Origin of the sequence: Bacillus sp. Root920 (assembly GCF_001429445.1) — a bacterium.
GTDB lineage: Bacteria > Bacillota > Bacilli > Bacillales > Bacillaceae > Bacillus > Bacillus safensis.
On sequence record NZ_LMJV01000008.1, the window covers coordinates 239,304 to 266,290 of the forward strand.

Genomic DNA, 26,987 nt, shown 5'->3' on the forward strand with positions numbered 1-26,987 from the left:
GAGATCGGTTCAATGTGCGTGTATGATTGATGGATAAAACCGAGAATTAAGGACGACGGAAGTTGACGAAACCACCATTACGGTCGAACCAGCCTCTAAATGCCCAGTTGATGTAGCCGCCGTCACCTTTGTTTGTGAAAGATCCATTTTCGAATACCCAGACTCCGTACGTAATACTTCCGTATTTCACAGTAGCAAACGTTTTGACGCCGTTGAAACGAGTCTCATAACCTTGGCTTAAGTTAAATACCATGACATTGTATTTTGCGCCAGCAGCATAGAAAGCAGACTCCATTAATCCTTTGACAAAGCCTTCACGGTTTGTGTTAGCATTTGCAGCATTGATTAATGCATTTGCAATACCAAGTACATCAAAGTTAATATTAACGTTTCCTGCAGTTGTAGATGCTTTACCTTCAGCAGCTTTGTTTAAGACAGTTTGCTGAAGTGTAGTAGAAACAGGTGCTGAAGTTTTTGGCTCAGCAGCGTCAGCGAATACTGGCAGTGTCGAAGAAACAGCAGTGGCAAGGGCAACAGAAAGAATTGTTTTTTTCATTGGTCGGATCTCCTTTGTTTTTAAATTTTGGGTCTTCTTTTTTGTAAAATGTGAAACTAAGTGAAGCCGGTCATCAATGAGGTAAATATGTTCCTGCAAGATAAAACAAATGATTGCCTAATCCGCTAATTTCTTTGTTCACCTCCTTGATATGTCATAATTATACAAATATTTCTGGAATGGAAGATATCACCCAGAGGTTCTATTTCTAATTTAAGGAAAATGAGCCTAAAATGTTGAAGGATGCTGTCGAATTTTAGCTGAATTCGACTAAAAACTTTCATCTATCCAAAAGGAGAATGACCACAAATAAGGAAGATATAACTGATAAATTCTTGTACTCTTTATGTTTAAAAGTATTCAATCTAGAGAATCATTCATGCAAAATGAAACAATCACATCTGCGTATGTTTGCAGAAAGGAAGAGAACATGTATGTGGGAAAAACAGCTTGCAGTAGAGCCGCCGTATCATTTCGATCAAGTGCTTAGACGCTTATCAAGTGATCCATTAAAAGCAGTCGATTTGAGTCAAAGAGAAATCAAAGTGTCGATCAGATTAGAGCAAAAACCGTACGTGGTCATCGTTCAAGCTACTGGAACAAAGGATGCGCCTATGTTTCGGGTGCGGGCAAACGGCCCAGAGGAACCCCTTCTTTCTGAGGTGAAACGGATATTTGGCATGGAGCATCAATTACACATGATTCAAGACCATTTTTCTCAAACCAATCTAGCGCCCATTTTTGAGCAGCATATCGGAACGCCGCTCATGCTGGATTTTCATTTATATCATTGTTTAATGAAATGTATCATTCATCAGCAGCTTAATCTTTCGTTTGCTTACGAGCTCACGAAACGATTTGTCCATACGTACGGCGAGCAAATAGAAGGTGTATGGTTTGATCCTTTACCAGAAACCATTGCCTCTCTTGAAACAGATGATTTGAGAAAGCTTCAATTTAGTCAGCGAAAAGCAGAATATGTCATCGATGTATCGAAACGAATTGTGAGCGGCTCACTTTGTTTGGAGGAATTACACGATTTATCTGATTTGGAGGTGGAAGAGCGATTGCTTCCGATTAGAGGGATTGGACCTTGGACAGTTCAAAATGTGCTTATGAATGGGCTTGGAAGACCAAATCTTTTTCCGATGGCAGATATCGGCATTCAAAACGCAATCAAACGTCACTTTGACCTGCCTGAAAAACCGACAAAAGAAGAGATGGCAGCGCTAAGCAAGGAATGGACCCCATATTTAAGCTACGCTTCTTTATATTTATGGAGAAGCATTGAGACAGATAAATAAATGAAAGGCATTTTCTCTCTTTGTCTAAGACGTGGTATACTAATGAGATGGAATAAAATGAAGACAACCTATTAAGGTTTTAAATAGAACGGAGAGAATAAAGTGAAAGAAAAACAGCAAGGTGCCCTTTTGCAAAAGGGACAGCAGTTCCCACTTACCATTAAACGCCTTGGCATTAATGGTGAAGGGGTCGGTTATTTTAAAAAGCAAGTGGTCTTTGTTCCAGGTGCGCTTCCAGGTGAGGAAGTGGTGGTTGAAGCAACGAATGTCCAAGCAAAATATGCAGAAGGTACAGTGAGGAAAGTGCGAAAGCGCTCCGAGCATCGAGTCAAACCGCCATGCCCAGTATACGAACAGTGCGGCGGCTGTCAGCTTCAGCATTTGGCGTATGAGCAGCAGCTAAATGAAAAGCGTGATATTGTCATTCAATCAATGGAGCGCCATACAAAGCTAGCGGTTGAAAAGCTTGATATTCGGCCAACGATCGGTATGGAAGATCCGTGGCATTACCGAAACAAAAGTCAGTTCCAAGTAGGACGTTCTCACAGCGGAGACATCATTGCAGGACTTTATGGACTAAATTCCCATAAGCTTGTACCGATCAAGGAATGTATCGTGCAGCATCCAAAAACGAACAAAACAACAGGCGTTGTCCGCAAAATTTTAGAGAAATTCGGCGTATCGGTCTACAATGAACGGACAAGAAAAGGTGACGTACGCTCGATTGTCGTGCGTGTCGGCTTTGAAACAGGTGAAGTACAAGTCGTTCTTGTCACATCAAAACCTGAATTTCCAAAGAAAAAAGAAATCGCAGAAGCCATTCAAAAACGTCTGCCTGAAGTGACGTCCATTATGCACAATATCAATGGAGAAAAAACATCAGTCATCTTCGGCCATAAAACATCTCACCTAGCTGGCAATATGGTCATTCAAGAATTTTTAGGAGACGTCTCCTTTGAATTGAGTGCTCGTGCTTTCTTCCAATTGAATCCAAAGCAGACGCTAAAGCTTTACGATGAAGCGAAAAAAGCGGCCAAACTGACTGGAAAAGAAAAGGTTGTCGATGCGTATTGCGGTGTTGGGACCATTGGGATGTGGCTCTCAGATGGCGCCAAAGAAGTACGAGGAATGGATGTCATCAAAGAATCGATTGATGATGCCAAGAAAAATGCCAAAAAACACGGCATGAAAAACGCGACCTATGTGACAGGAACAGCTGAACATTGGCTGCCAAAATGGGTCAAAGAAGGCTTCCGTCCTGACGTCATCGTCGTCGACCCGCCAAGAACAGGCTGCGAACGCACCTTCTTAGACACCGTCAAACAAGTCAAACCAAAACGCTTTGTCTACGTCTCTTGCAACCCATCCACACTAGCAAAAGACCTTCAATACATGTCAAAAGACTACAAGATCGAATACATGCAGCCAGTTGATATGTTTCCGCATACCGCGCATGTGGAGTGTGTGGTGTCTTTATCTCTTAAATAAAAAGGAAATAACAGCTATGATGGACCGAAACCAGCAATAGAAAAGGCAGTATCTAAATGATAAAAACCCTTCCAACAGGAGGGGTTTTACTTTAACTAACAATCTATTTTTCCTATTCGGGTTCTTATTGTACTTAGTTCTCTATAGTGAGACACCCATCATGTACTCTCGATTCTCAAAACAACTTATGTCTCACGCAATTATCAGCTGGATGAATATAAAATCAAGGTCTTCGGCAAGGTGCTCTTTAAATATAATTTTAAGTATTTTAATGGGAGTGATTCAATATGAGACTGAAAGAACATGAAAAATAACAACTTTATACATTCGTAAGAGGCCCGCCAAATATTTAATCATTAAACTCAAAATGATAATTGGAGGGATTATGATGAATGCCAAACAGTTTTCTTCATTTATAAAACAAGCAGATGAACCTTTTGTTGGGTGGGATTTCTCATTCATATCTGAAACTGGAAGAATGAAAAGTGAGCTGCTTTCATGGTCATATGGTAGTATAGCTACTTCTCTTGTTCAAAATGCAAAATCAATGCTGGACATGGGAACAGGTGGTGGAGAGTTTTTATCAAAATTAAGACCTTTTCCAACGTCAGTTTATGCTACAGAAGGTTACTTGCCTAATGTACCTATCGCAAAAGAACGATTAACACCCTTAGGAGTGAAGGTAGTTCAAATTTCTAATGATGGAAATCTTCCGTTTGAGACTGGAAAATTTGATCTTATCATCAATCAACATGAGTCATTTTCATCTAAAGAGGTGAGAAGAATTATCTCGAAAGAAGGTATTTTTCTAACTCAACAAGTCGGTGGACTCGATTGCATAGAGATTAATGAGAATCTAAGGGTACCAATAAATAAAGATTTTATTGATTGGAACTTAAAGAAAGCTTTAAACGAAATACAGGAGAATCATTTTGAGGTGTTGAAAAGTGCAGAAGAGTTCCCTATTCAAAGATTTTATGATATCGGAGCATTGGTGTATTATCTGAAAGCAATTTCTTGGCAAGTGCCAGGTTTTGAAATAAGTAATTTCAAGGATGAATTATACACCATTCATAAAATCATTGAACAAAAGGGTTATTTTGACGCAAAACAACACAGATTTATTATATTAGCTAAAGCAGTTTAGTTGGAAATGGAGCCTTTGATATATTTGAAGGCTCCAGCCTAATTTTGAATAGATGCCACCATGAAACAAAAGATGAAAAATAATAAAACGTACGATTCAGTTGATCATATGTTTCCTTTTATTATTGTCGGGCTTGAAAGCATTCTAAAAATAGAGGAGGATAACGATGAGCCAATTTGATAGTCTAACAAAATACATACCGATGCTCCGCGAGGATCATATCGGAGAATGGGTGATCGATCAAGAAAATGATGGAACAGCTGAACGCCCAATCCAGATGCCTTTTGTGCATTATTCCGAAACGGTCCAACGCTTTATCGAAGATATCTATACCTTTGCAGAACAACATCAAGAGCTGGAGCTTATCCGCTACAGAGAAATCCTCAAAGAAAATGGCATTGAAGGTGGATTGAACGAAATCGAGAATGTGGACCTCTCACATTTAAATGCGCAGTGTGTATTTGCTCTCATCATGGGAGTGGTGAGTGCTGAGCGGTTTTGCGATGGTGCCATATTCGATTCTTTTAAAAGTGGAGCCATCTTAAAATGGATTGAAAGATTGAAAAACCTAGATGTATGACATCTAGGTTTTTTTATTTTTGAAACGAGATTACGAGCATGTGAATTGCTCCACTTCTTGACGAAATAGATCAAGCAGCAGCTGCTTGGTGTTTTCCAGAGAGAGATGGCGTTCCTTATGAGTTAAGATTCCTATTGGGATAAAAGGGTCTTCCATTTCAATTGGAACTTTCACAAATTCGTCTGACAATAGAGTAGAAGAAAGAACAACTCCGACAGAGGGGAATTTTTTTAGAAATGATGGAATCGCTGAAATCTGGCTGATGGTGTAAGTGAACGGCTCCACATTTATTCTTGAGAGTTCCTTTTGTAATTTTATGTGATATAAACAACTTTCCCCGCCAATAATCAAAGGCTGTTCATAAAGATCCTTGATCAATGAAATCGGTCCAACTTGATCTGCCTGCTGTTTTGCGATAATAAAAGACATTTCCTCCTTGTACAACTCCTCAAACGGAAGTGTATTCATCACTGGTTCCCCTGAAATGGCAAAATCGAGCTCTCCCTTGAGCAGAAGCTTGTGAAGAAAGTCTGTATTACCAATGATAAAGTGGCATGTGATATTCGGTTTTTGCCTCCTGAATGTTTGAAGGACGGAAGGAAGAATAGTAGCAGCAATTGGTTCTATGACGCCTATATTCAAGGTTCCGATTTCTTCTTTTTGGAGTTTTTGTGATTGCTCTAATACAAAATGCCAATGGAGTATCAGCTGATCAATCTCTTTGGCAAACAATTGTCCTGAAGGGGTTAATTCAGCCTCCCATCCTCTTACAAACAATTGAAATCCTAACTCCTTCTCTAATCGTTTGATCTGATTCGTTATGGTTGACTGTGCATAATTCAATTTTTGAGCGGCTTTTGAGAATGTCCCTTCCTGAATGATGGCTTGAAATGCTTTTAACTCTTTTAAGTCCATTTCTAATAATCTCCATTCATTTTATGAATACAATTTTATATATTATTCAATTATATAAAACAAGTATTAGGATGTAAAATGAATGTAGATAGAAAAAAGGAGATGACATTCATGCCATTTGTAAAAGTCAGCTATATGGAAAATGCGTACGATACAGAAAGCTTAGCTTCTGTTAGTCAAACGATCATGAAGGCTCTGATGAAAGAATTTCAAGTTCCTAAAAAAGACTACTTTCAGGTATTCAGTTCACATAAGAAAGAAGAATTTTTTTATGATCCCCATTATCTTCTTCGTCATGAAAGAGATCATCGTCTTTTATATATCCAAATTACATGTGGTGCAGGAAGAACCGAGGAGCAGAAGCAGTCTTTATATAAGGAAATAGCTGAACAGTTGTATTGCCAGCTTCATATCCCGAAAGAAAATGTATTCATTATGCTGTATGAGACAGGGGTGGAGAATTGGTCCTTTGGAGAAGGACTTGCGCAGATGATCAAGTAACAGAACGAATGAAAGGGGAAATAGCTATGCATCAACCAATCAAGCCAACTGTAAAATTCACTCTCGGAGATTTTGCCCCAGCATTTGTTGAGTATTCAGAAAAAGTTCTCTTTGGAGATTTGTGGAGAAGAGAGGAACTTTCTCTTAGAGATCGCAGTATGATTACAGTCTCAGCTTTAGTAAGTACGGGCAGCCTGAATCAGCTGGAATACCATTTACATCTTGCCAAAGAAAATGGTGTCACGAAGAACGAATTGATTGAAGTCATCACTCATCTTAGTTTTTATATCGGATGGCCTAAAGCAGCTTCAGCACTAGAAGCGGCTAAACATATTTTGGAGGACGAATAAAGTTCATCAAACAACGTGCCCTATTTGAAATAGGGCTTTTTATATGCAATAAATTGAATTTTAAAATCTTCTGTTGACTTTCCCCTTTACTGAAAGGTTTATACTTTGATCAGATTAACAAATCGGAGGAGATGCAGGATGTTCAAAATCGGTGATTTTTCTATGTTAAGTAAAGTCCCTGTCAAAACCTTAAGGTATTATGACCAGATTGATTTATTAAAGCCTAAGCAGATCGATCAAGATTCCGGATACCGGTATTATTCAGCTGAGCAGCTGCTTGAGGTTAATCGAATTTTTCTGTACAAGGAATTAGGTTTTACGTTAAAGCAAATGGGTCAGCTTTTTCGTGAAGATATTTCTGTCGAGCAGATTCAGGGGATGTTTCTCTTGAAAGAGAGTGAGATTCAGCAATTGATCGAGAGAGAACAGCAGAAATTAGCCCGTATTAAGGAGCGAATGCACCTCATCAAACGAGAGGGGTGTGTTGAAAAAGCGCAGGAGGTCATCATCAAATCGGTTGAAAGCAAACGCATCATGTCTTTTCAATCCAACGGAACTGTTGACGAAATCCCAACATTCTTTCAAACGTTTCATCATTTGTTACATAAACATCCGCAAGACTTGAACTCGGAGCCGCAAATCTTGCTGTGGAGGGAATCACCTGCTCAAGAAAGTGAGTTCGAATTTGAGGTTGGGTATTCCGCGAAAGCGATAAGGGGCTCTCTGCCTCAGGGCATCACAATACGCACATTACCAGCTGAAGAAACCATGGCGACGCTCTTATTTCATTCAGATTCTCCATTTGCACAATCTGCTTGTGTTGATCTGGCGACATGGATCGAACATAACGGATACCGCGTGAAAGAAGATCAGCCGGGCAGAGAGATTTATTACCCATTGTCTGAAAATGAAGAAGGAAGACTCATTGAAATTCAAATTCCTATAAAAAATGAAGTCAAATCGTAAACAATGCCCAAAGGAGAAACGTCACGATGAAAAATAAAGCCGTTGTCTATTTACTTGCTTTAGCAGCCTTTTTAATTGGAACGATCGAATATATCATTACAGGCATTATTCAAATGGTCGCAGATGATTTACAGGTCACGACATCTGCTGCTGGTTTATTGGTCACATCATTAGCGCTCTCAGCAGCAATCGGCGCGCCGATTGTCATTGCACTGACCATCAATATCGACCGCAGAAAAATATTATCATGGATGCTGATCATTTTTACTTTAAGTAATATCATCACAAGTGTCAGCCATTCGTTTGAAATGGTGCTGATGACTAGGGTTTTACAAGGAATTAGTGGGGGAACGGCTATTGTGGTGGCAATGGCTGTGGCTACTCGTCTTGTCGAACGAGAAAAAAGAGGAACAGCGATTGGCATCATCTTAATGGGATTAAGCAGTTCCTTAGTTTTAGGTGTGCCAATCGGGACATTTCTAAGCAGTATGATTGGATGGAAAGCATTATTTGCAGCCATTGGATTGATCACGCTCATTCCGCTGATAGTTGTGTATAGGCGCATCCCTTCTATGAAAGAACAAGAACCGGTGACGCTAGGTATGCAATTATCGATATTAAAAGATAAGAGAATTTTGCTTGCAGTGGCAGTTACACTCTTTTATGTAGGCGGATATTCCACTTTATTTACCTATTTAACGCCATTCCTGCAAGAATCAGCAAACCTTAGCATCACAGAAATCAGCGGCATTTTATTGCTAGCGGGAATATGCAGCTTTTTGGGCTCCAGTCTTGGAGGGGTTGCAGCAGATAAAAAAGGCCCAATATTCACGATTTTCTCCGGAATTATTCTGCAAATCATCATGCTGATGCTGCTGGCATTTGTGTCAGGGAATCTCGTGGTCATGGTGGCGGTGATCATGATATGGATGATTGCTACATGGAGCACATCGCCAGCTCAGCAGCTGTATCTCGTCACACTTGTACCCAAATCTCCTGATATCGCATTAAGTGTCAATACATCGTTTATTCAATTCGGATTTGCTTTAGGCTCGGGTTTAGGAGGTCTTGTATTGAGCAGGACATCTATACTGCACCTGAGCTGGATCAGCGCTGGAACGGTTCTTCTCGCTTTACTCATGACCATCTTGATGGTGGCGTTTGACCGAATCTCTCAGCAGAAGAGTTTGAAGGTGATGGAGCAAGGAAGGTAACATGATTCGGTTCACTAGTAATCACACAAATTCAGTTTTGTATTGTGGGAACTACTTATTTAGGGTAGTTCCTTGGCCCATTTCGTGGGCTTTTTTTTATAAAAATTCTTATCTCTGCACTTCTGCTTTATTACTTCTGTAAATACCTGATCTCCTTGTCATACTTTTGAATGAAATTGACTCGATAGAATTGACGCAAGCACCATGAATAGGTGAAGATGATATAAACTGTAAGATAAAGGGAGACGAATAATGATACATATCATATTTGGGGCGGCAGCTGCGGGTAGTTTAAAACAAGCAATACGTGAAATGAAGCAAGATCAAATAGATGATATCATCGCTTATGATGATATTTATTCGATTGGACCACTTCTACATTTACACGAACATAAAGGACAAGCGAACCGTATAGAGTGGCTGCGTAACGTGATGTCAAATGAATTTGGCTATTTTGATGACATGGTCAACGATCAGTACAGAATGCTTCAGCAAATTAAAGAAATAAAAGCTGGCAGTCGTATTCTCATCTGGACAGGCAGTAATGCACATGAGCAAATTGGTTTGCGATATGCCGTCTATTTATTAAAAGAAAAAAGGGTTGAATTGTCTGTAATCAATATAACGACAGCATTTGATCAGCTGTTCAATACAAATACAAGAAGAATGATCCTTCGACATTCCGGAGAAATCGCTTCTGAAAAATTTAAAATTTTGTATGAGAGTAAAGAGCATATTCACCCAGTGACAAAAGAAGAGAGAGAAAGATTACAAAATGAATGGCTTTCACTTGCTAAAGAAAATCATACGCTGCGGATATGGAAAAAAGGACAAACGATCAGCGTACCAGAAGATGAATTTGATGCTTATTTAGTGAAAATGGCTAAGCGGCTTCATCAGTCCGCGCCAGAAGAGGAGTACATCGTAACTCCACGCTTAATAGGAGAAGTCATTGGTCATTTAGATCAGTATATCGGCGATGATTTTATTGAATATCGACTGAAGACATTAATTGATCAAGGGATTTTTGACATGAAAGGAAAACGAACTTCCATGCGTTATTACTCGTTTAAACTGACAGAGTTCGGTCAGAACTTCAAAAAATGGGTGTGCTGTCAAGAGTTTGTGGATCATCCCTTTGTGAAAATTGAAGGAGATTACGGTGGTGAACCTTTTTATTGCGGGCATTGTCAATGTCATTTAGAAAGAGATGATGTACCAGTAAGCGATACCCTTTTCTCAAAGATTTGGAATTGGAATATACAGTATGGCCGCTGGTTTGACGAAGAGACCGATGATTTGCTGCCAAATGGTGTAGACATGGAAAGGAAGTTCAATCAAGAAGGAGAGCGTATCACTGAAGAAGTGAAACGAGCCTTATCTCCTGCGTTTCAAATTGAATACAGCCCAAGTGAATACGCTCAATATTATATTTAAAGAATGAATTTTCTTATCACTGCACAAAATAAAGCTTTACACAATCCATCATCATCATGTAAGATATGGAGAAATTAAAAGCGAAGAAAAGGACATGAGCAATTTTTACTGGTTACCAGAGAGGGAAGTCACGCTGAAATCTTCCTAACGCAGGAAAGTTGTCTTACCACCTTTGAGCTGTATTGGGGAAATTACAGTATCCAATATCGTCTACGCCACGTTACGGCACCAGAGCCATAAAGCGAATACGCATTATGGGAATTTGGGTGGAACCACGGATCACACATTCGTCCCTCTATGAGGGATGGGTGTGTTTTTTTGTACACTCATATAGGATTATTGCTTTGAAAAGGACATGAGCAGCTTTTATCGGTTACCAGAGAGGGAAGTCACGCTGAAATCTTCCTAACGCAGAAAAGCTGTCTTACCACCTTTGAGCTGTATTGGGGAAAATTGCAGTATCCAATACCGTCAATGCCACGTTACGGCACCAGAGCCATAAAGCGAATACGCGTTATGGGAACTTGGGTGGAACCACGGATTACACATTCGTCCCTTTACGCGGGATGGATGTGTTTTTTTATTTCAAAAAATAGGAAAGGTGTGTCGGTTATGAGAGAAAACATGGTGAAGATTCAATTTCCGGATGGAAAGATAAAGGAGTTTCCCGCAGGTACGACTGTCGCAGATGTTGCCTCCCATATTAGTCCGAGCTTAAGAAAAAAAGCAGTGGCGGGTAAGATCAATGATCAAATGGTTGATTTAAGTGAAAAGCTATACAGCGATGCTCGGCTGTCTATTGTCACACTTGATTCAAAAGAAGGGCTTGAAGTGATGCGCCATACATCTGCCCACGTATTAGCCCAGGCTGTGAAAAGGTTATATGACAATGTCACATTGGGGATCGGACCGGTCATTGAAAACGGATTTTACTATGATATGAAGCTCGATCAATCATTAAGCGTAGAGGATTTAGCAGAAATTGAAAAAGAGATGAAAAACATCATAAATGAGAATCATCCTATCCAAAGAAAAGAAGTCTCTTACAAAGAAGCTGAAGCGCTGTTTGCACATGATCCATATAAGCTGGATATTTTAAAAGATTTACCCTCTCAAGAAGCCATCACAGTTTATCAGCAAGGAGAATTTGTAGATTTATGCCGCGGGCCGCATGTACCTTCTACAGGGTACTTAAAGGCATTTAAACTAACACGTGTTGCAGGGGCTTATTGGCGGGGAGACAGTCATCAGGATGTCTTGCAGCGAGTGTATGGTGTAGCGTTTCAGCATCCAAATCATCTAGCTGATTATCTTCATTTCATGGAAGAAGCAAATAAACGTGATCACCGGAAATTAGGGAAACAGTTATCCCTCTTTATGTTTTCAGAAGAAGCGCCAGGCATGCCGTTTTATTTACCAAAAGGTCAGATTGTCAGAAATGAATTAATGGCCTTTTCAAGAGAAGTGCGAGGAAAAGCGCAATACGAAGAAGTGAGTACACCGTTTATGATGAACCAGGAGCTTTGGGAAAAGTCAGGGCACTGGGATCATTATCATGAAAATATGTATTTCTCAGAAGTAGACCATACAAGCTTCGCTTTAAAACCGATGAACTGTCCAGGGCATATGCTCATGTTTAAAAACAGCTTATATTCCTACAGAGACCTTCCGATTAGAATGGCTGAGTTTGGTCAGGTGCATCGTCATGAATTTAGCGGAGCGTTAAATGGTTTGTTCAGGGTCAGAACATTTTGCCAAGATGATGCTCACATTTTTTTAAGAGAAGATCAAATCGAAGCTGAAATCAAACGGATTTTCCAATTAGTTGATCATGTGTATCGGACATTTGGGTTTGAGTATTCCGTCGAGCTATCCACTCGTCCAGAAAAAGCCTTAGGGGATGATGCCATTTGGGAAATATCCGAAACAGCACTAAAAAATGTGCTTGATCGTCTAAAGGTCGACTACCAGCTAAATGAAGGAGATGGGGCATTTTATGGCCCGAAGATCGATTTTCATATTAAAGATGCCCTGCAGCGGAGCCATCAGTGCGCCACAATTCAGCTGGATTTTCAAATGCCTGAGAAATTTGATTTAACATATATCAATGAAAAAAATGAAAAGGTACGGCCAGTTGTGATTCACAGCGCCATTTTTGGTTCTCTAGATCGTTTCCTAGGTATTCTCATCGAGCATTTTGCAGGCGCTTTCCCATTATGGCTAGCACCAGTACAAGTACAAATCATCCCTGTCTCAACTGTTCACCTTGATCACTGCTTAGAGGTGCAGCAGCAATTAAGGAGTATCGGAATAAGAGCCACAATCGATGAGCGGGATGAAAAACTTGGCTATAAAATGAGAGAAGCACAAATGCAAAAAATCCCTTATATTGCAGTCATCGGCGATAAAGAAAGGCAAGAAAAAACACTGAATATTAGACAGCACGGAGAAAAGACGTCAAAAAAGCTGTCTATTGAGGACTTTAAACACATGGCAGCTCAGCAAATCAAAGACAGATCGGCTGCTCAGATATGATGTGATGATTTTATGAAGAAGGATCAGACGTTCATTGAATGATGGGCGTCTTTTCATTTGCGAAAAAAGCCGAATTGACAGTAGAAAGGGAAAATATTGAAACATTTCTTTGTTAAAACCGTAATAAAGATAGGCGTTCAACAGAAACCTTTAAAACGGAGAGGAGTATAGCATGGAACAAGCAGCACTGAAAAAGATGAGATCGAAACAAGTAGTTACCTCTAATTTACTATTCGGCATGGTGATCTTGATTTTTTTTATTTTGATTCAAAATGTTGAAATTCAATTTACATATTTCTTTCTTTGTTTAGGAATCTTCATGCTCCTTCAAGGTATTTACGGCTTGATTAAAAAAGGATCAACAAAGTCTATCATTCCCATATTTGAGCAGGTAGCCATTTATGAAAAAGAGAAATTGGGAAAAGAGTGGGAGAAAGAACAAAGAGTGGAGAATATTTGGAAATTGATATTGAGCGGGCTAATGTTCTTCCAATCATTTAGTTTTCAAACGATGCAAGATCCATTTTTTCATATAGAACCTAATTTTCTCATTTTCTTATTTGTTATGGCTCTAGCCATTATCAATATAAGCATGCTTTTTCGCTTTAGAAAAATTGACCGGTCGACTGAAGGCGAATTAACAGGCTATACAAAAGAGTCAAATATAATGGCAATAGCTTTAGGGTTCTTAACTGTAATCAGCATCTTCATCTTTATCGTCATTTTTCTTCTTCCATAAAACATCATCATTTTGAGGTGAAACAAATGAATGCAAACATTCAACAATTGATCGATCAGACAAAGACGAAATTTGGTTTAGATCTTTACTATCTAAAAAGACACAGTTTTTATCGCTACGTCAATATGTTCAATGAAACGGTTTATACATTGAATATGGAATGGTTTCCCTCTCATGAAGCTGAACCCGAGGATGATGATTTAAATCCGGACGGCACAGCTGTGATTGACGTGAACTTGAATACAGGACAGGTTGAAACGGTTATTTTTGTCATGGACAAAACCTTCGCGAAGAATGGTGTCACGTTTGAACGCCCTTATCCAGCTCATGTCATTCAATGGATCGAACAAGAAACAGGGTTGATCTGTGGTGAGCATTTTCACATGCATGAGAAGGAAAAAGGGGAACTTTTTTTCGAAGAAGCAATAGATGGTGTGAAAGTGACGCCTTCAGGCAGAATCGAAGTGAAATGGGATGAACATGGGCATCTCATTCACTTTACACATCATAGGCCATTTATGGCAAAAAAACGACTTAGAGCTGAAGAATATGTGCTTTCCATTGATAGGATCGAGAATTTAGCCCAGCAGCAAGTGCAGCGGTTTGATTGGCCTGCCTTTGAGCAGAATCGAATCCGCCCGATTTATGCGTTAGAAGAAATCTATGTAAAAAACGATGGAACAGGAACGATACCGTTTGAAATTGGGCGTGAAGAAACGAATAGTATACACATGCACCAGGTCATGGAGTGGAATGAACCGTTAAACAAAGCCTTTGAAAAAAAGGAAATTGATATAAACGAGGACATTACTGCTGAACAAGCCTTCTCACTGGAGCCTTCACCAGATACATTCCCGATCTCAAAAGAAGAGCAGGCTGATTGTATCAAAGCGGTTCGAACCTTTTTGGCGCAAAAATATTCAAAGGATACAGGGAAGTGGGTGCTAAAAACACTCCACCGCGATCATGGCTACATCGAAGCGATATTAAAAACGAATGAGCAAGAAGGCTGTGGTTTTATGGATAAGATCAAGGTCTTCATTGATGCCAGCACTTTTGAAGCCATTAATTACATAGATAAAAAAGAGATGTTTCAAGTATGCGGGATACTCAATCCATCTCAAACAGCTAGTGAAATCACCATATCTCAGAAAGAAGCCTTTGAAACATTGAGAGAACGCCTCGAACTTACACCCATCTACGTCTATGACGATGTGCAAAAACAATATGTTTTATGCGGAAAGCTCGACTGTCATGAAGGTGTTGATGCAGTGAGCGGTGAAGTGTTCTCTTTGACAGACCTTTCATAACTTCTAAAAGAACAGTGAGCAGCTGTTCTTTTTTGCTCCATCTACCTCTTTTTTGAAGAAAAATGGAATTTTGTAGAAGGAAGTTGTCGTTTCATCACGAAAGAAACAGATAAGAATATGATCATAGGTCCATCGGTTGAAATTCGTATTTCATATAGTAAACGTCATACATAATGAAAAACCATTGCAGTAAAGTTGATCTACAAATCTTTTAGAAGAAAAAATGAAATCATGTCTCTAGTAGTAAGCGAAACTAGACGGACTAAGATCATAGGATGAGTTGAACATGTTTTTTTTAGGTAAGCTTAAAGCCATAAATAGAAGAAAGTGAGGATATCTACCTTGAGTACATTGGAAGTGTTTCGTCAGTTTTTGGTTGACCATTATCCTGCGTTACAAGATGAGCTTTGGCTAAAAGATGTTGATACCCTTCGAATCTCTCCTATTCTTCATCCTTTTCTGAAAAGCAAGCTGCCAGAAGGAATCGAAAAATTCACTTGTGTTCTATTCACGCAGCAGACAGATCAAACCGCTGCACCGCTCAAAGTCTACCTTTTATTAGATGAATATGAGCAATCGCTTTACGCCATTGATTTGATGAATGAACAAATAGCGCTTCATTAATACAGAAGCAAAAAAGCTGCTTGAGAGCTCCTCAGCAGCTTTTCTTGTGAATATTAGTTTGTCATATCAACCAATCTTGAGTGCAAGTTGTCCACTTCTTTCTTTGTTGGAAAAGAGCTGATCAGCAGCGTAGACCGTCCTAATTGATTAGGAAGTTCAGTATCGGTCACAACCATATCAATCCCAAGTTGATCCATTGTCAGTTCATTTAATGTATTTTCTGGACTTGTGAAAATATGAATGAGAGGAGGCAATCTTAATTTAATTAAATCCGCAATAAACAAACTATGATTATAACCTAATGTTGAAATGACAAAAATGTTCAACACGTTTCTCCGATCCATTTCCAAATGAACAAGCCCCCTCCAGTTAGAAGTAATGATACGAATCAATTCTCGTTCATTTTTCACAAAAGACGCAAGTATATCGTCTGTTTTTAACTCTTGGATGATATGAGTAATCCTCGAATAGAAGTAAGGAAGCTGTTTTTTTACCTCTGATAAATACCTCGATTTCTTTTTGAAAAGGAATCCATCTCTTACGGTAATTTCCCTAGAATACACATAATATTGGAGCAGAATCAGTGTCATCGCCTTGCGATTAGCCACCTCTTGATGAAAAATCAACTCCAATTGATTGATAAAGGAATGAATGGCTTCGAAGAGGTGTGGTGTATGCGATTGAAAGAACGTCAATTTTTCTTCGACAGTTTCAATTGATTTATAATGGCCAATAGCTGGCTCAATCAATAGTAAAAAGACAAATTCGTGACGATCCAACGTAACACCAAAAGTGTCCTTTGTCATTTGGCAAACGTGTTCTTCTAAGTTTTTGATTTGTTTATAGATACCTTTAGCTGTAGATGTTTGTTTTTCCTGATCCATTGAGTACCTATAATTGCGTCGTATGGTAAAATTTTTCCTCACTCGGTGTATGGAAACGGCGAGCCATAGGCAAAATTTATCTATAGCCACATCAGGAAGATTGACTTCGAGCACCTGAAATAGCTTTTGTAAAAAATCAACTGCATCTTGCTTTTGAATATCTTCGAATGGCCAAAGCCTGCTTCCATACACTTCAAACAAAAATTCCACAAAAAATTGACGAATCTCCTTCTCATTTCCATGGAACTGCATACTATCTGGTCGTAACTCAATGTCATACGAGATAAGAAGCGAATTGATTTTATGAATGGTGTTATACAATGTGGATCTACTGATATTCAGCGTGTCCATCCATTCATAGAAAGACCTGTTTTGTTCAAAGAAAACGCCGTCAATCAATCGAATTTCAATCGTATCTTTTAGAATTTCTTTGATATAGTAGTCGACTCGTATCGTCTGTGTATAACAAATGGATATGCCTTGTCTTGGCTTTATGTGGATTAACGGCTCTCCGTTCTCTGTTTGGAACGACTTCATTTGTTCTAAATCGCTTTGAATGGCACGAACGGAACCGATATTTTCATTCGATATCTCTTGAAGGCTCCACCACTTATCTTTTGATACAAGCAGTTTTAAAATTTTTATCCATCTCTTTGATTTATTATCAATGAGCTCCATTAAACAACTAACTCCTTCCCTTGGCTTGCCTCTATATGATGAAGTTCACTTAAAGAACATTTGATTTTCTAAATAGGCATAAAATGATTTTAATGTTTAGGCTAAATCGTTTTGTCTTCACTTTTCATGATAAAAGAGAAAAAAATTAGACGAAAACAAATGTTATTCCCTGATTCTCCATATATTTCTTTTAAAAGGTGATAAGTAAGCCATGAATCCTATAAAAATGGATCATTTTAGATATTTAAGTTTATTTTTTTGCTGATGAAACGGTAAATGTAAGAATAAAACGCAGCAGCTTTTTGATTACCATATGAAAGGGAGTAGAAAGGAAGGCGATTTATATAATGCTGAACTGACGCACCTTACATACGATATGATACATGCTTGTTTCATATGAACGAACCATATGTGAATACATGCTTATATATGCATGTACACATCATTTATTGTTCATTCCAGTATAAATATAAAAATTCACATTTAATCTTTTCACGATCCTCTCACTATTCCCCATTTCTATAGACCCCAATCCAGTTACTCAATCCACTACTCATGATGACCTTTCAAGCTCATGATTGATCAACTCATTTTATTCATAGGGTCTTAAGGTGCAATTTTTAGAAAATATTGATCAGAAGCGGAGTGATTGATCTGACAGTATACAAATGATTTTTTTATCGTTGTTGAAAATTAATTTTAGAAAAGGGTGGATGTATTGAAAAGAATATTGTCGCTGGCACTCATTACAGTGCTAGTCATACAGTCTAGTATATTAGGAGTCTTGCCTTTAGCAGGGGCACAAGCAAAAGAAATTCAAGAAAACATTTATGGGGATATTGAATTTGCTGATAGCGAAGGCAATAAGTTATCAAGCATGGAAGATCAGCAAGTAAGAAAGGCCACTGTGCATTGGTCTATAAAAGGAATTGATCTAAAAAAACAATATCCGTATGTTCTCACTCTTCCTTCAGCCATCCAGGTAGAGAAGGAGCAGAAGGAACCCATTACTGTGGGTGACATACCTGTTGGCGAGTATACCGTTTCAAAACAAAATGAAGTGACGGTGAAATTTAAAGAAGATGTTGAGATCGATCCAAATTTAGAAGGATCAATTGACATCGATGTCACCAGTATAACTCAGCAAGAAGAGAAAACAAAGCAAAATGAGGGTGAAGAAAGCCTTCCAAAAGATGACTCAATCTCATCTGAGAAAGATAAAGCTTCTAACAATCAAGAAGCCGCTCAAACGAAACAAAACGATGAAGATGAATTACTAAAAAACAAAGTGAGCGTGTCTAAGCGTGCAGGGCTGCAAAGTGTTTCAAAACAAATGCAGATACAAGAAAATCTCCTCACTGATGCGAAATTAATCTTTGAAGATCAGGAAGGAAATTCAGTTGAAAAGCCTGATATTAACTCGCTGATTTCCATTAACTATGAGTGGGCCATCCCGAACGGTCATAGCTATAATGGCGGGGATGAATTCCATTTCAAGGTTCCAGAGGAATTAGTGATTTATGAAAAAATCGATCGTCTTGAGATGAAATTTAATCAGGCAACCATTGGTTATTTTTCTGTAGATGAAAGCGGAAATGCCTCCATCGAGTTCACCGATTTTATTAAACAATATTCAAATATTCATGGAACACTTCAAGTGTGGACGCAATTAGATAAAAAAACTGTCATTACTGAAGAAAAAGAAGTGGTCATTACCCCGATTGAAGGAAAGGATAAAATATCAATCCCGATTCAATACATTCCAAATGGCCCAAACGTCTCTAAAAAGGGAGAACCAAATCGATCTTACAATGCTGAAACCATTCAATGGACAGTAGATTTTAATATGGATTTAGAAGATGTGAAACAAGCGAAACTGTTAGATCCGATTCAAGAAGGTCAAGCGTTAAAAAAAGATTCAATCAAGCTTTATCGTATTGATACAAAGCTAAATGGTGAAACATCGATTGGTCAGCTGCTTGACGAAAACCACTACACAATTGGCCAAACAGCAGATGGTCAAGATTTCACGATTGAATTTAAAGATGACGTGCATCTAGCTTACCGTTTAATGTATGAAACGGATATTACGAATCAGGATCAATCTGCGTTTCGTAATAAAGCGTCCCTTGTTTCTGGTGATAAAGTGATCAGTTCAGCAGAAGGAACAGTGAATGTGACAAGAGGCAGTCCTTTAAATAAAAAAGCCGCGCAATACGACCCAGTCACACAAACAATTACATGGGAAATTCGTTATAACTATAACGAAAAAAAGCTGGCTCAAAAGGATGCTTTGTTAGAAGACTTCTTTAACGGCACACAGGCGCTGATATCTGATTCCATTCAAGTCAAAGAAGTCACAATTGATCAAAATGGCAACGAAGCAGGAACAAAAGCGTTTGAAAATTATGTGGTTCAACCTCAAAAAAAGGATGAACAAAACGGGTTTACCTTGCAATTCAATCAAGATATTCAATCGGCTTATCTCATCACCTATCAAACAAAAGCAACCGAGCGGATTTTTGAAGCTGAAGAGATTATCAATACGGTAACAGCTGGCAAAGAGAGCAAACAAGGGAAGCAAACAATTGACCAGCAAATCCTAACGAAAAATCATGGAACACCGAATTACAAGACCAAGACCATTCCATGGCGTATCACCTTCAACAAAGATCAACAAACGATGAACAATGTGATATTAAAAGATACGTTTACAAACGAAGGATTGACGCTGCAAAAAGATAGTTTAAAAGTGACGACAGGTAATACAGTGCTTGAAGAAGGCACAGATTATCAAATCGTTGAACATGCAAATGGATTTGATATTCAATTTACGAAAGAAATAAAGACAGAACATACCGTCACATATACAACGTCTTTTGATTATGAAAAAAGAGCAGATAAAGACCAAAAGAACCTGCGTAATCATGTAAAGCTCGAATGGGTAAATGAAGATGGCAAGGATTTGACGAAGGAAAATCAGTCTGTCTTCACGCCTGACACATACACGCAGTCAAATGGCTTCAAAAACGGAACTTATAATGCAAAGAAAAAAGAGATCACATGGAATATCGGTGTGAACTATAACTTGAAACATCTAGAAGAGGCGAGAATCGAGGATTTCATTCAAGGAAACCAGCGTTTGCTTAAAGATTCAATCATCGTCTATTCGCTTGATTTACAAGGCGGGGAAAATGGAGCAGAAGAAAAAGAGGTATTAGCGAAAGAACATTATGACGTCAAATTCCTTGAAAATGAAAAGGGAGAAACAGGCTTCGAAGTGATTTTCAAAAAAGCCATTGATTCTCCATACAAAATCACGTATCAAACAAGTGTTGAAGGAATGGATTTAGTACAGAAAACTTACGAAAATAAAGCGACCCTTTATGATGGGCAGACAAAAGAATCTGATGTGAATGCAGTGGTGTCCATTCCAAATGGGGGGAAATACACGAGCAAATCAGGAAATCAGCAAGGGAAAGTCATTGATTGGAAACTGAATATCAATTTTGGTCAATCAACAGTCCAAGATGCGACGATTATAGATCATCCAAGCAGTAACCAAGCCATAATAGAAAACTCATTTCATCTCTATTCGACGACAATAGATGAAAAGGGGCAAGTGACAAAAGCAGAAGAGCTGGAAAATGGGAAGGATTATGAGCTAGACCTTGAATTTGATCCAGATTCTTTTCAAATTAAATTTAAAGAAGAAATCACAAGACCATATATTTTAGAATACCAATCTCTCATTTTAGATAAAGTGGGAAGTACACTTCAAAACGAAGTAACGTTTAGAGGTGAAAATGTAAAAGAAATCAAAAAGGAATCCGAAGCTTCAATTGTGGTGAAACGCACCGCTGGCATGGGAGATGGCGCAGGATCGATTGGTGCTTTAACCGTTAAAAAGGTAGATGCGAGTAGTGGAAAAGCGCTAAAAGGAGCAAGCTTCTCTCTGACAGATGCTGCGAGCGGCATCGTCATTGGTACAAAGACAACAGATGAAGAAGGATCTCTTCGATTTGATCGTCTTCTGTATGGTGATTATATCGTGACAGAAGAGAAAGCACCTGATGGTTATATTAAAACGAAGGATCCGATCCATGTAACGATTGATCAGCCTTACGAATCTGGAGATCAAGCGAAAACAGGAAATAGCATGACGGTGCAGAACCAAGAAATCCGCCAGCATGTCAAGTTAACGAAAAAAGACAAAGAGACGGGTGCAGCATTAGAGAATGCAGAATTTGAACTGAAAAATGAATCTGGAGAGACCGTCCAAACCGATTTGAAAACAGACGAAAAAGGAGAAATCCTTTTCAAACATCTTGAGCCAGGTTCCTATTATTTTGTTGAGACAAACGCACCGAAAGGTTATCAATTAAATCAGCAAAAATGGCCGTTCACCATTAAAGAAAATCAAACAGAAACAACGACTGTCACCGCAGTAAATGACATCATCAAAGGCTCAGCAGAATTGAGCAAAATAGGTGAAGGCGGAGAGCGACTAGAAGGTGCACAGTTCAAGCTCTTAGATCAAGACGGGCATGAGTTAAAAGATTCGCTTGTCACAGGAGAAAATGGCAAGATCACGATAAACGAACTAAGGCCGGGTACGTATCAGCTCGTTGAAACAAAAGCACCAGATGGTTATGTATTAGATGAAACGCCAATCAAATTTGAAGTACCACTTGATCCAAAGGAACCAGTCGTCATTTCGCAAAAGAACCTATATGAGACAAGTGCATTAGAAGTGTTAAAAGAAGGGGAAGATGGCAAGAAGCTTCAAGGTGTTCGATTTGAAGTCTTGGATCAAAATGACGAAGTTGTGCGTAAAGATTTGACAACAGATGAAGATGGGAAGATTTTGGTCGACAACCTCAAACCGGGCAAATATCAGCTCGTGGAGACAGAGAGTGTTGATGGTTACCAAAAGAATAATAAACCTTATCCTTTTACCATCGAAGTCGCACAAAAAACACCAGCAGAGATCAAAGTGATCAATGATCTCAAAACTGGAGATGTCCAGCTCACGAAGCTCGGTGAAAAGAATGAAGTGCTTGAAGGAGCAGAATTTAAGCTTGTAGATGCAAATGGAAAAGAGATAAAAACAGGTCTCGTCACTGATCAGAACGGGAAGATCATCGTCAACGATCTGAAACCTGGAACCTATCAGTTTGTTGAAACGAAGGCTCCATTCGGTCATGAGCTCGACGAAACACCTGTCACTTTTGCTATTCCATTTAATCCTGAGAAGCTGGTTAGTGTGACAAAAGAAAATAGTCGCACTACAGGCGGAGTGCTGTTGCACAAAAAAGGCGAAGATGGGAAATCATTAGAAGGGGTTGTCTTTGATCTATCTGATGATAAAGGAAAGATAGTGGCAGGAGGAGAAGGAATCACAACCAATCAGGATGGAAAGATCACCTTCACAGGGCTAAAACCTGGAACCTATCAATTTGTTGAAAGAAAGAGTCTTGAAGGCTATGAATTGAGTGCGAAACCACTTGTCTTTGAAGTTGAATTAGGTCAAAAAGAGTTGATTCAAGTGGAGGCAATCAATCAGCTTAAGAAAGGTTCTGTAGAACTCACAAAAATAGGGGAAGAAAAAGAAAGATTGAAAGGCGCAGAATTTACCCTTTTCAATGACGATGGTAAAGAATTGATGTCAGGTTTAACAACCAACGAGAAAGGCATCATCACTGTCAACGATTTGAAACCAGGCGCTTACCAATTGGTTGAAACGAAGGCTCCTTTTGGACATAAACTAGATGCAGAACCAGTAGACTTTAAGATTGATTTCAATCCAAAACAACTGGTGAAAGTGACAAAAGAAAATATTCGGACGACAAGTGCTGTGCAGCTTCAGAAAAAAGGAGAAGATGGTCAGTTACTCCATGGAGTGACCTTCGATCTGCTTGATGAGCACGATCAACGTATAAAGAAAGACTTAAAGACAGACAAAAATGGTCAACTAACAGTCGATCAACTGAAGCCAGGAACCTATCAATTTGTCGAAACAGCAAGCATTGCCGGCTATGAACTGGATCAGACACCTGTCTCATTTAGGATTCGTTTAGGTCAAGACAAACCAGCAAAAGTAGAAATGATTAACAAACAGACGCCGGGAGCAGTGGAACTGACCAAAGTGGATGATGAGGGACATACGCTGGAAAATGCAGAGTTTGCTCTTCTGAGTAAAGAAGGGAAAACGTTGAAGAAATCACTTGTAACGGATCAAAAAGGAAAGCTTCTCATCAATGATTTAAAACCGGGACAATATCAATTCGTTGAAACGAAAGCACCTCATGGCTATCAATTGGATGATAAGCCGATCCTGTTCACAATTGAGAAAAATCAGCAGAAGCCGCTTCAATTAACAGCGAAGAATCACTTGATCTTAGGAAGTCTGCGTATCATAAAGGTAGACCAGCAGACAGATAGAACCTTAAAAGGGGCATCCTTTGACATTCGTACAAAAGCCGGGAAAACCATAAAATCTGTGACAACAGGAAAAGACGGAGAAGCCATTGTCAAAGGGCTTAAACCTGGAGAGTATCTACTCACAGAGACGAAAGCACCGGATGGTTATGTAGCTTTAAAGAAGCCGCTCGCTTTTACAATTCAAATGGGCGAAGTGGAGATCAAGACAATGATTGTGAAAAATGCACCAGTGAAGAATGAAGAGGACCACACGAATCCTCCAGCCTCAGATAAAGGGGATCAGCATCCGCCTCATGGCTCAAACGGTGAGCTGCCAAAGACTGGTGAAGAATGGCTGCGTTATTTGATGTATGCAGGGATTTTACTAGTAGCTTCTGGAACTGTTCTTCTTGTTGTCAGAAGAAGAACCATTCAGTAAAAGGAAGGAACGAGTGTATTGATGAAAAAAAGAACCTTATTAGGCAGCTTTTTGGTGGTCACGGGGCTGATGCTCATCTCCGTTCCTTTTCTATATGAGTGGCGAACTTCTCAAGAGACAGCAGCAATGGAACAGGCATTAAAGATGATTAAAGAAAATGACAGTGATGCCCTATCTTCTATTCCACATTTAACTGTGTCAGAAGAAGACCTGCGAGATGTGATGGAGCTAGAGATCCCGTCAATTGATTTAAACGAAAAAGTGCTTCCTGTTACATCAAAAGAAAATTTAGGTATAGCACTGACTCAAATTAAATCTCATCAAATGCCAGGTGAAGGGAATTTCACGATTGCAGGGCATAGAGGGTATAGAGGCGATCGTCTTTTCCGTCAGCTGCCAGAGGTGCCTAAAGGAGAAAAAGTTGTCTTACATCATCAAGCTGAAACATACGAATATAAAATTGTCAGCTCAGCTACGATTGAACCGACAGATGTGGATGTACTAAAGGATCGCGGGAAAAATGAACTGACATTGATCACCTGTACACTTGATGGTCAGAAACGATTTGTCTTAAAAGGAATACGAATCAACGCTTCAAAGGGTGAGCAGCCATCGGATGTATAACACCAACATAATAAATGATGGATGCGATGGAAAAGCAGCGCTCACGACCGATATGTTACACCAATTGTTATCAGAGCATTATCCAACTTTAAAAAACGAACGTTGGGAAGTTGATGTAGATACAATTCGGGCTTCACCTATTCTTCACCCTTTATTAAAAAGAAAGCTGCCAGTTGGTATTGAAAAATTCACCTGTGTTTTGTTCACGCAGCAGACAGCAGCTTTTGGAGAGCCTTTGATTGTGTACTTTTTATTGGATGAGAAGAGCGAATCGATTTACGCAATGGATCTCTTGCTCGAGCAGCAAGACACCCATTAAACGAGAAATAAATTAGCGGGTTCGATTTTAAGGTGGAAAAATAAAATCAGTTATATCATGAGGACTCTAATTCGTATATGAATTAGAGTTGTTTTATTTGTTTATATATAGTCGTTTTACTAACTTTATTATCTACTAAGAAGTCCGCTGCCCAGCAGATAATCTCCAATGTTTAGATGATAAAGATTTTATAAAATGGATTGAAAACAGAGGTCATAATCACGATTGGCGACCAAAGAAGATCATCTAGTTTTTATCCTTTCCCTGTTTCTTCAGAAGGAATATCAGAAAGTGCTAAAGATAATCATGTGTTGACTCCAAAATACTGATAAAATTTATTTAGATATTCCTTAATTATAGGTGTGGAGGTAAAAGCTTGCGAAAAGAAGACCCCCAATATATTTTTCATCATGATAAACGACCAGAAGTTGTTCATGATTTAGCCGATGTAGATGAAAATTCCACTGAGTTGTTAATCACAGGAAAAACAAAAAATATTGAAAGGTTGAAATCTTTTTCTAACCTGACGAAATTGTGGATTTACAAAGTGAACCAAAAGGAGTTCAATACGATCTTAAGCTTAGTTAATCCCAAAATGCTCTTTGTGCATGAACTGAGAGTAGAAGATTTATCAATCATCAGTTCTGTTAAAGATGTTGAGGTATTGGCACTTGAATGGAATACAAAGGCACAAAGTTTATGGGATTTATCAAAAAACACGTTTTTAAAATCTTTATCCATAACAGATTTTTCAAAGTTGAATGACATAGCCCCTTTGCAAAAAAATACTGGTTTAGAATTTCTACAATTGTCAGGCGGGATTTGGAATACATTAAATATAAATACTCTTCAACCTTTAAGATACCTCAAGAATTTAACATATCTGTGCTTATCAAATATAAAAGTGAAGGACGAGTCTTTAGAGCCGATATCGGAATTAGAGGGACTCAAGGAACTTGAAATTTCGAACCAATTCCCGACAGAAGAATATGCCAGGTTATCCGTAACTCTCCCAAATACGAAGTGTGATCGTTTTGCACCATACATCTTTTTATCAAGTCCTATTGTAGATAAAGATGTGATGGTGATTGGAAAGCGAAAACCGAAATTAAATTCAAAAGTTGATGGGGAAAAGTTGCAAAAATACGAAGAACAATTTAAAGCGTACCAAGAAAAGTTTATAAAATAACTTAAAAAGCAATGGAAAATCAATTCCATTGCTTTTTGTAGGGCTAATACCATCATAAACTTTTTCTATCTTGTGATTCAATTATGCAAACAACTTCAGCCCAACCACACCAATCACAATCAGCAGCAAGCTGAGTATACGAATCATGTTTTTCGGCTCTTTAAATAGAATCATATTAAACAAGACAGAGCCCGCAGTTCCAAGCCCGATCCAGACCGTATAGGCGACGGATACTTGAACGGATGAGAACGAGGCGTATAAAAACAAAAAGGATAAGGAAAACCCGCCGACAAATAAAATGCCTGTCGTGATTTGCTTTTTCTTACTAAACATATTGAGGCCTATGGTTCCGCCGATTTCGCAGGCAGAGGCCAACAGTACAAAAAACCAGCCCATTTATACCGCTTCTCCTTTCTGCTCATGGGCATCTCCATCAGACACTTTCAGTCCAATAATCCCGAGAATTAAAATACCCATAAATAAGAGCTTTTCTAATGAAAACGAACCGCCGAACAGCGCATAATCCATCAAAGATGTCCCTATCGTTCCAACTCCGGCAAACACGGCGTACACGGTCCCTGTCGGCAGCTTCTCGCAGGCCTTCATTAAAAAATAAAAATCAACTGGGATCAGGCAGATAATGATCGCCCATTCCCACAGAGCATCGGCTCTATTTAAACCAAACACCCAAAGTAATTCGAATAAACAAGTGAGTGCAACATACATCCAGCTTTTTTTCATCGTATTTCCTCCTAAAACTTAAAA

General features: G+C 38.9%; 22 protein-coding genes. 17 read left to right on the top strand and 5 right to left on the bottom strand.

What is annotated here, in order from left to right; all coding sequences use genetic code 11:
• Positions 1-46: 46 nt before the first annotated feature.
• Positions 47-556 carry a hypothetical protein gene (locus tag ASE42_RS14835; protein WP_024425256.1) on the bottom strand — a complete coding sequence of 170 codons (510 nt, stop codon included), beginning with the start codon at positions 554-556 and terminating at the stop codon, positions 47-49.
• A gap of 434 nt (positions 557-990) precedes the next feature.
• On the opposite strand from ASE42_RS14835, the gene ASE42_RS14840 reads away from it, so the two are divergent.
• The 4 genes from ASE42_RS14840 to ASE42_RS14855 all read left to right on the top strand — a co-directional run bounded on the left by ASE42_RS14840 (position 991) and on the right by ASE42_RS14855 (position 5,075).
• Positions 991-1,860, top strand: coding sequence for a DNA-3-methyladenine glycosylase family protein (locus tag ASE42_RS14840; RefSeq protein WP_056767712.1), 870 nt, complete (start codon positions 991-993; stop codon positions 1,858-1,860).
• 102 nt (positions 1,861-1,962) lie between these two features.
• Positions 1,963-3,348, top strand: a complete 1,386-nt coding sequence (gene rlmD / locus ASE42_RS14845) for a 23S rRNA (uracil(1939)-C(5))-methyltransferase RlmD (RefSeq protein ID WP_025093501.1) — start codon at positions 1,963-1,965, stop codon at positions 3,346-3,348.
• A gap of 388 nt (positions 3,349-3,736) precedes the next feature.
• Complete coding sequence (locus ASE42_RS14850) at positions 3,737-4,495, top strand: methyltransferase domain-containing protein (protein WP_034623173.1); 759 nt, start codon at positions 3,737-3,739, stop codon at positions 4,493-4,495.
• Between the two features lie 166 nt (positions 4,496-4,661).
• Entirely contained in the window at positions 4,662-5,075 is a 414-nt protein-coding gene (locus ASE42_RS14855) for a DUF6508 domain-containing protein (RefSeq protein WP_056767715.1), read from the top strand.
• A 30-nt stretch (positions 5,076-5,105) separates the two neighbouring features.
• Here the strand turns inward: ASE42_RS14855 and ASE42_RS14860 are convergent, their stop codons facing one another.
• Positions 5,106-5,990, bottom strand: a complete 885-nt coding sequence (locus ASE42_RS14860) for a LysR family transcriptional regulator (RefSeq protein ID WP_034623179.1) — start codon at positions 5,988-5,990, stop codon at positions 5,106-5,108.
• A 111-nt stretch (positions 5,991-6,101) separates the two neighbouring features.
• Between ASE42_RS14860 and ASE42_RS14865 the strand changes: the two genes are divergently transcribed.
• From ASE42_RS14865 to ASE42_RS14905, 9 genes are all read left to right on the top strand, one after another.
• Positions 6,102-6,491, top strand: a complete 390-nt coding sequence (locus tag ASE42_RS14865; protein ID WP_056767718.1) for a tautomerase family protein — start codon at positions 6,102-6,104, stop codon at positions 6,489-6,491.
• Positions 6,492-6,517: 26 nt separating this feature from the next.
• Positions 6,518-6,841 carry a carboxymuconolactone decarboxylase family protein gene (locus ASE42_RS14870; protein ID WP_056767722.1) on the top strand — a complete coding sequence of 108 codons (324 nt, stop codon included), beginning with the start codon at positions 6,518-6,520 and terminating at the stop codon, positions 6,839-6,841.
• A gap of 138 nt (positions 6,842-6,979) precedes the next feature.
• Entirely contained in the window at positions 6,980-7,807 is an 828-nt protein-coding gene (locus ASE42_RS14875; RefSeq protein WP_056767726.1) for a MerR family transcriptional regulator, read from the top strand.
• Between the two features lie 26 nt (positions 7,808-7,833).
• Positions 7,834-9,021 carry an MFS transporter gene (locus ASE42_RS14880; RefSeq protein ID WP_056767729.1) on the top strand — a complete coding sequence of 396 codons (1,188 nt, stop codon included), beginning with the start codon at positions 7,834-7,836 and terminating at the stop codon, positions 9,019-9,021.
• A gap of 252 nt (positions 9,022-9,273) precedes the next feature.
• Positions 9,274-10,458 (top strand): DUF1835 domain-containing protein, encoded by a 1,185-nt coding sequence (locus tag ASE42_RS14885; RefSeq protein ID WP_056767732.1) that lies wholly within the window; start codon positions 9,274-9,276, stop codon positions 10,456-10,458.
• A 612-nt stretch (positions 10,459-11,070) separates the two neighbouring features.
• On the top strand, positions 11,071-12,993 hold the full coding sequence (gene thrS, locus ASE42_RS14890; protein ID WP_082580772.1) for a threonine--tRNA ligase: 1,923 nt from the start codon (positions 11,071-11,073) through the stop codon (positions 12,991-12,993).
• A 172-nt stretch (positions 12,994-13,165) separates the two neighbouring features.
• Positions 13,166-13,732 (top strand): hypothetical protein, encoded by a 567-nt coding sequence (locus ASE42_RS14895; protein WP_056767735.1) that lies wholly within the window; start codon positions 13,166-13,168, stop codon positions 13,730-13,732.
• A 26-nt stretch (positions 13,733-13,758) separates the two neighbouring features.
• Positions 13,759-15,042, top strand: a complete 1,284-nt coding sequence (locus ASE42_RS14900) for a hypothetical protein (RefSeq protein WP_056767739.1) — start codon at positions 13,759-13,761, stop codon at positions 15,040-15,042.
• A gap of 342 nt (positions 15,043-15,384) precedes the next feature.
• Positions 15,385-15,666: a hypothetical protein gene (locus ASE42_RS14905; RefSeq protein ID WP_024425245.1), complete on the top strand. Its 282-nt coding sequence runs from the start codon at positions 15,385-15,387 to the stop codon at positions 15,664-15,666.
• Between the two features lie 53 nt (positions 15,667-15,719).
• On the opposite strand, the gene ASE42_RS14910 is transcribed toward ASE42_RS14905, so the two are convergent.
• Positions 15,720-17,228, bottom strand: coding sequence for a helix-turn-helix domain-containing protein (locus tag ASE42_RS14910; RefSeq protein ID WP_056767742.1), 1,509 nt, complete (start codon positions 17,226-17,228; stop codon positions 15,720-15,722).
• 709 nt (positions 17,229-17,937) lie between these two features.
• Here ASE42_RS14910 and ASE42_RS14915 point away from each other — a divergent pair.
• The 4 genes from ASE42_RS14915 (at position 17,938) to ASE42_RS14930 (ending at position 26,222) form a co-directional block, all read left to right on the top strand.
• Complete coding sequence (locus ASE42_RS14915) at positions 17,938-24,090, top strand: SpaA isopeptide-forming pilin-related protein (protein ID WP_235566804.1); 6,153 nt, start codon at positions 17,938-17,940, stop codon at positions 24,088-24,090.
• A 21-nt stretch (positions 24,091-24,111) separates the two neighbouring features.
• Positions 24,112-24,714, top strand: a complete 603-nt coding sequence (locus tag ASE42_RS14920; protein ID WP_034623213.1) for a class D sortase — start codon at positions 24,112-24,114, stop codon at positions 24,712-24,714.
• Entirely contained in the window at positions 24,707-25,033 is a 327-nt protein-coding gene (locus tag ASE42_RS14925) for a hypothetical protein (protein ID WP_056767749.1), read from the top strand. Before ASE42_RS14920 ends, ASE42_RS14925 begins: the two co-directional genes overlap by 8 nt.
• A 376-nt stretch (positions 25,034-25,409) precedes the next feature.
• Entirely contained in the window at positions 25,410-26,222 is an 813-nt protein-coding gene (locus ASE42_RS14930; RefSeq protein WP_056767753.1) for a leucine-rich repeat domain-containing protein, read from the top strand.
• Positions 26,223-26,303: 81 nt separating this feature from the next.
• On the opposite strand, the gene ASE42_RS14935 is transcribed toward ASE42_RS14930, so the two are convergent.
• Entirely contained in the window at positions 26,304-26,618 is a 315-nt protein-coding gene (locus ASE42_RS14935) for a DMT family transporter (RefSeq protein ID WP_056767755.1), read from the bottom strand.
• Positions 26,619-26,963, bottom strand: coding sequence for a DMT family transporter (locus ASE42_RS14940; RefSeq protein WP_024425239.1), 345 nt, complete (start codon positions 26,961-26,963; stop codon positions 26,619-26,621).
• Positions 26,964-26,987 lie beyond the last annotated feature (24 nt).

Coding starts and splice junctions, on each gene's coding strand:
- ASE42_RS14835 (WP_024425256.1), bottom strand. CDS start 556: ATGAAAAAAACAATTCTTTCTGTTGCCCTTGCCACTGCTGTTTCTTCG.
- ASE42_RS14840 (WP_056767712.1), top strand. CDS start 991: ATGTGGGAAAAACAGCTTGCAGTAGAGCCGCCGTATCATTTCGATCAA.
- ASE42_RS14850 (WP_034623173.1), top strand. CDS start 3,737: ATGAATGCCAAACAGTTTTCTTCATTTATAAAACAAGCAGATGAACCT.
- ASE42_RS14855 (WP_056767715.1), top strand. CDS start 4,662: ATGAGCCAATTTGATAGTCTAACAAAATACATACCGATGCTCCGCGAG.
- ASE42_RS14860 (WP_034623179.1), bottom strand. CDS start 5,990: ATGGACTTAAAAGAGTTAAAAGCATTTCAAGCCATCATTCAGGAAGGG.
- ASE42_RS14865 (WP_056767718.1), top strand. CDS start 6,102: ATGCCATTTGTAAAAGTCAGCTATATGGAAAATGCGTACGATACAGAA.
- ASE42_RS14870 (WP_056767722.1), top strand. CDS start 6,518: ATGCATCAACCAATCAAGCCAACTGTAAAATTCACTCTCGGAGATTTT.
- ASE42_RS14875 (WP_056767726.1), top strand. CDS start 6,980: ATGTTCAAAATCGGTGATTTTTCTATGTTAAGTAAAGTCCCTGTCAAA.
- ASE42_RS14880 (WP_056767729.1), top strand. CDS start 7,834: ATGAAAAATAAAGCCGTTGTCTATTTACTTGCTTTAGCAGCCTTTTTA.
- ASE42_RS14885 (WP_056767732.1), top strand. CDS start 9,274: ATGATACATATCATATTTGGGGCGGCAGCTGCGGGTAGTTTAAAACAA.
- thrS (WP_082580772.1), top strand. CDS start 11,071: ATGAGAGAAAACATGGTGAAGATTCAATTTCCGGATGGAAAGATAAAG.
- ASE42_RS14895 (WP_056767735.1), top strand. CDS start 13,166: ATGGAACAAGCAGCACTGAAAAAGATGAGATCGAAACAAGTAGTTACC.
- ASE42_RS14900 (WP_056767739.1), top strand. CDS start 13,759: ATGAATGCAAACATTCAACAATTGATCGATCAGACAAAGACGAAATTT.
- ASE42_RS14910 (WP_056767742.1), bottom strand. CDS start 17,228: ATGGAGCTCATTGATAATAAATCAAAGAGATGGATAAAAATTTTAAAA.
- ASE42_RS14920 (WP_034623213.1), top strand. CDS start 24,112: ATGAAAAAAAGAACCTTATTAGGCAGCTTTTTGGTGGTCACGGGGCTG.
- ASE42_RS14925 (WP_056767749.1), top strand. CDS start 24,707: ATGTATAACACCAACATAATAAATGATGGATGCGATGGAAAAGCAGCG.
- ASE42_RS14935 (WP_056767755.1), bottom strand. CDS start 26,618: ATGGGCTGGTTTTTTGTACTGTTGGCCTCTGCCTGCGAAATCGGCGGA.
- ASE42_RS14940 (WP_024425239.1), bottom strand. CDS start 26,963: ATGAAAAAAAGCTGGATGTATGTTGCACTCACTTGTTTATTCGAATTA.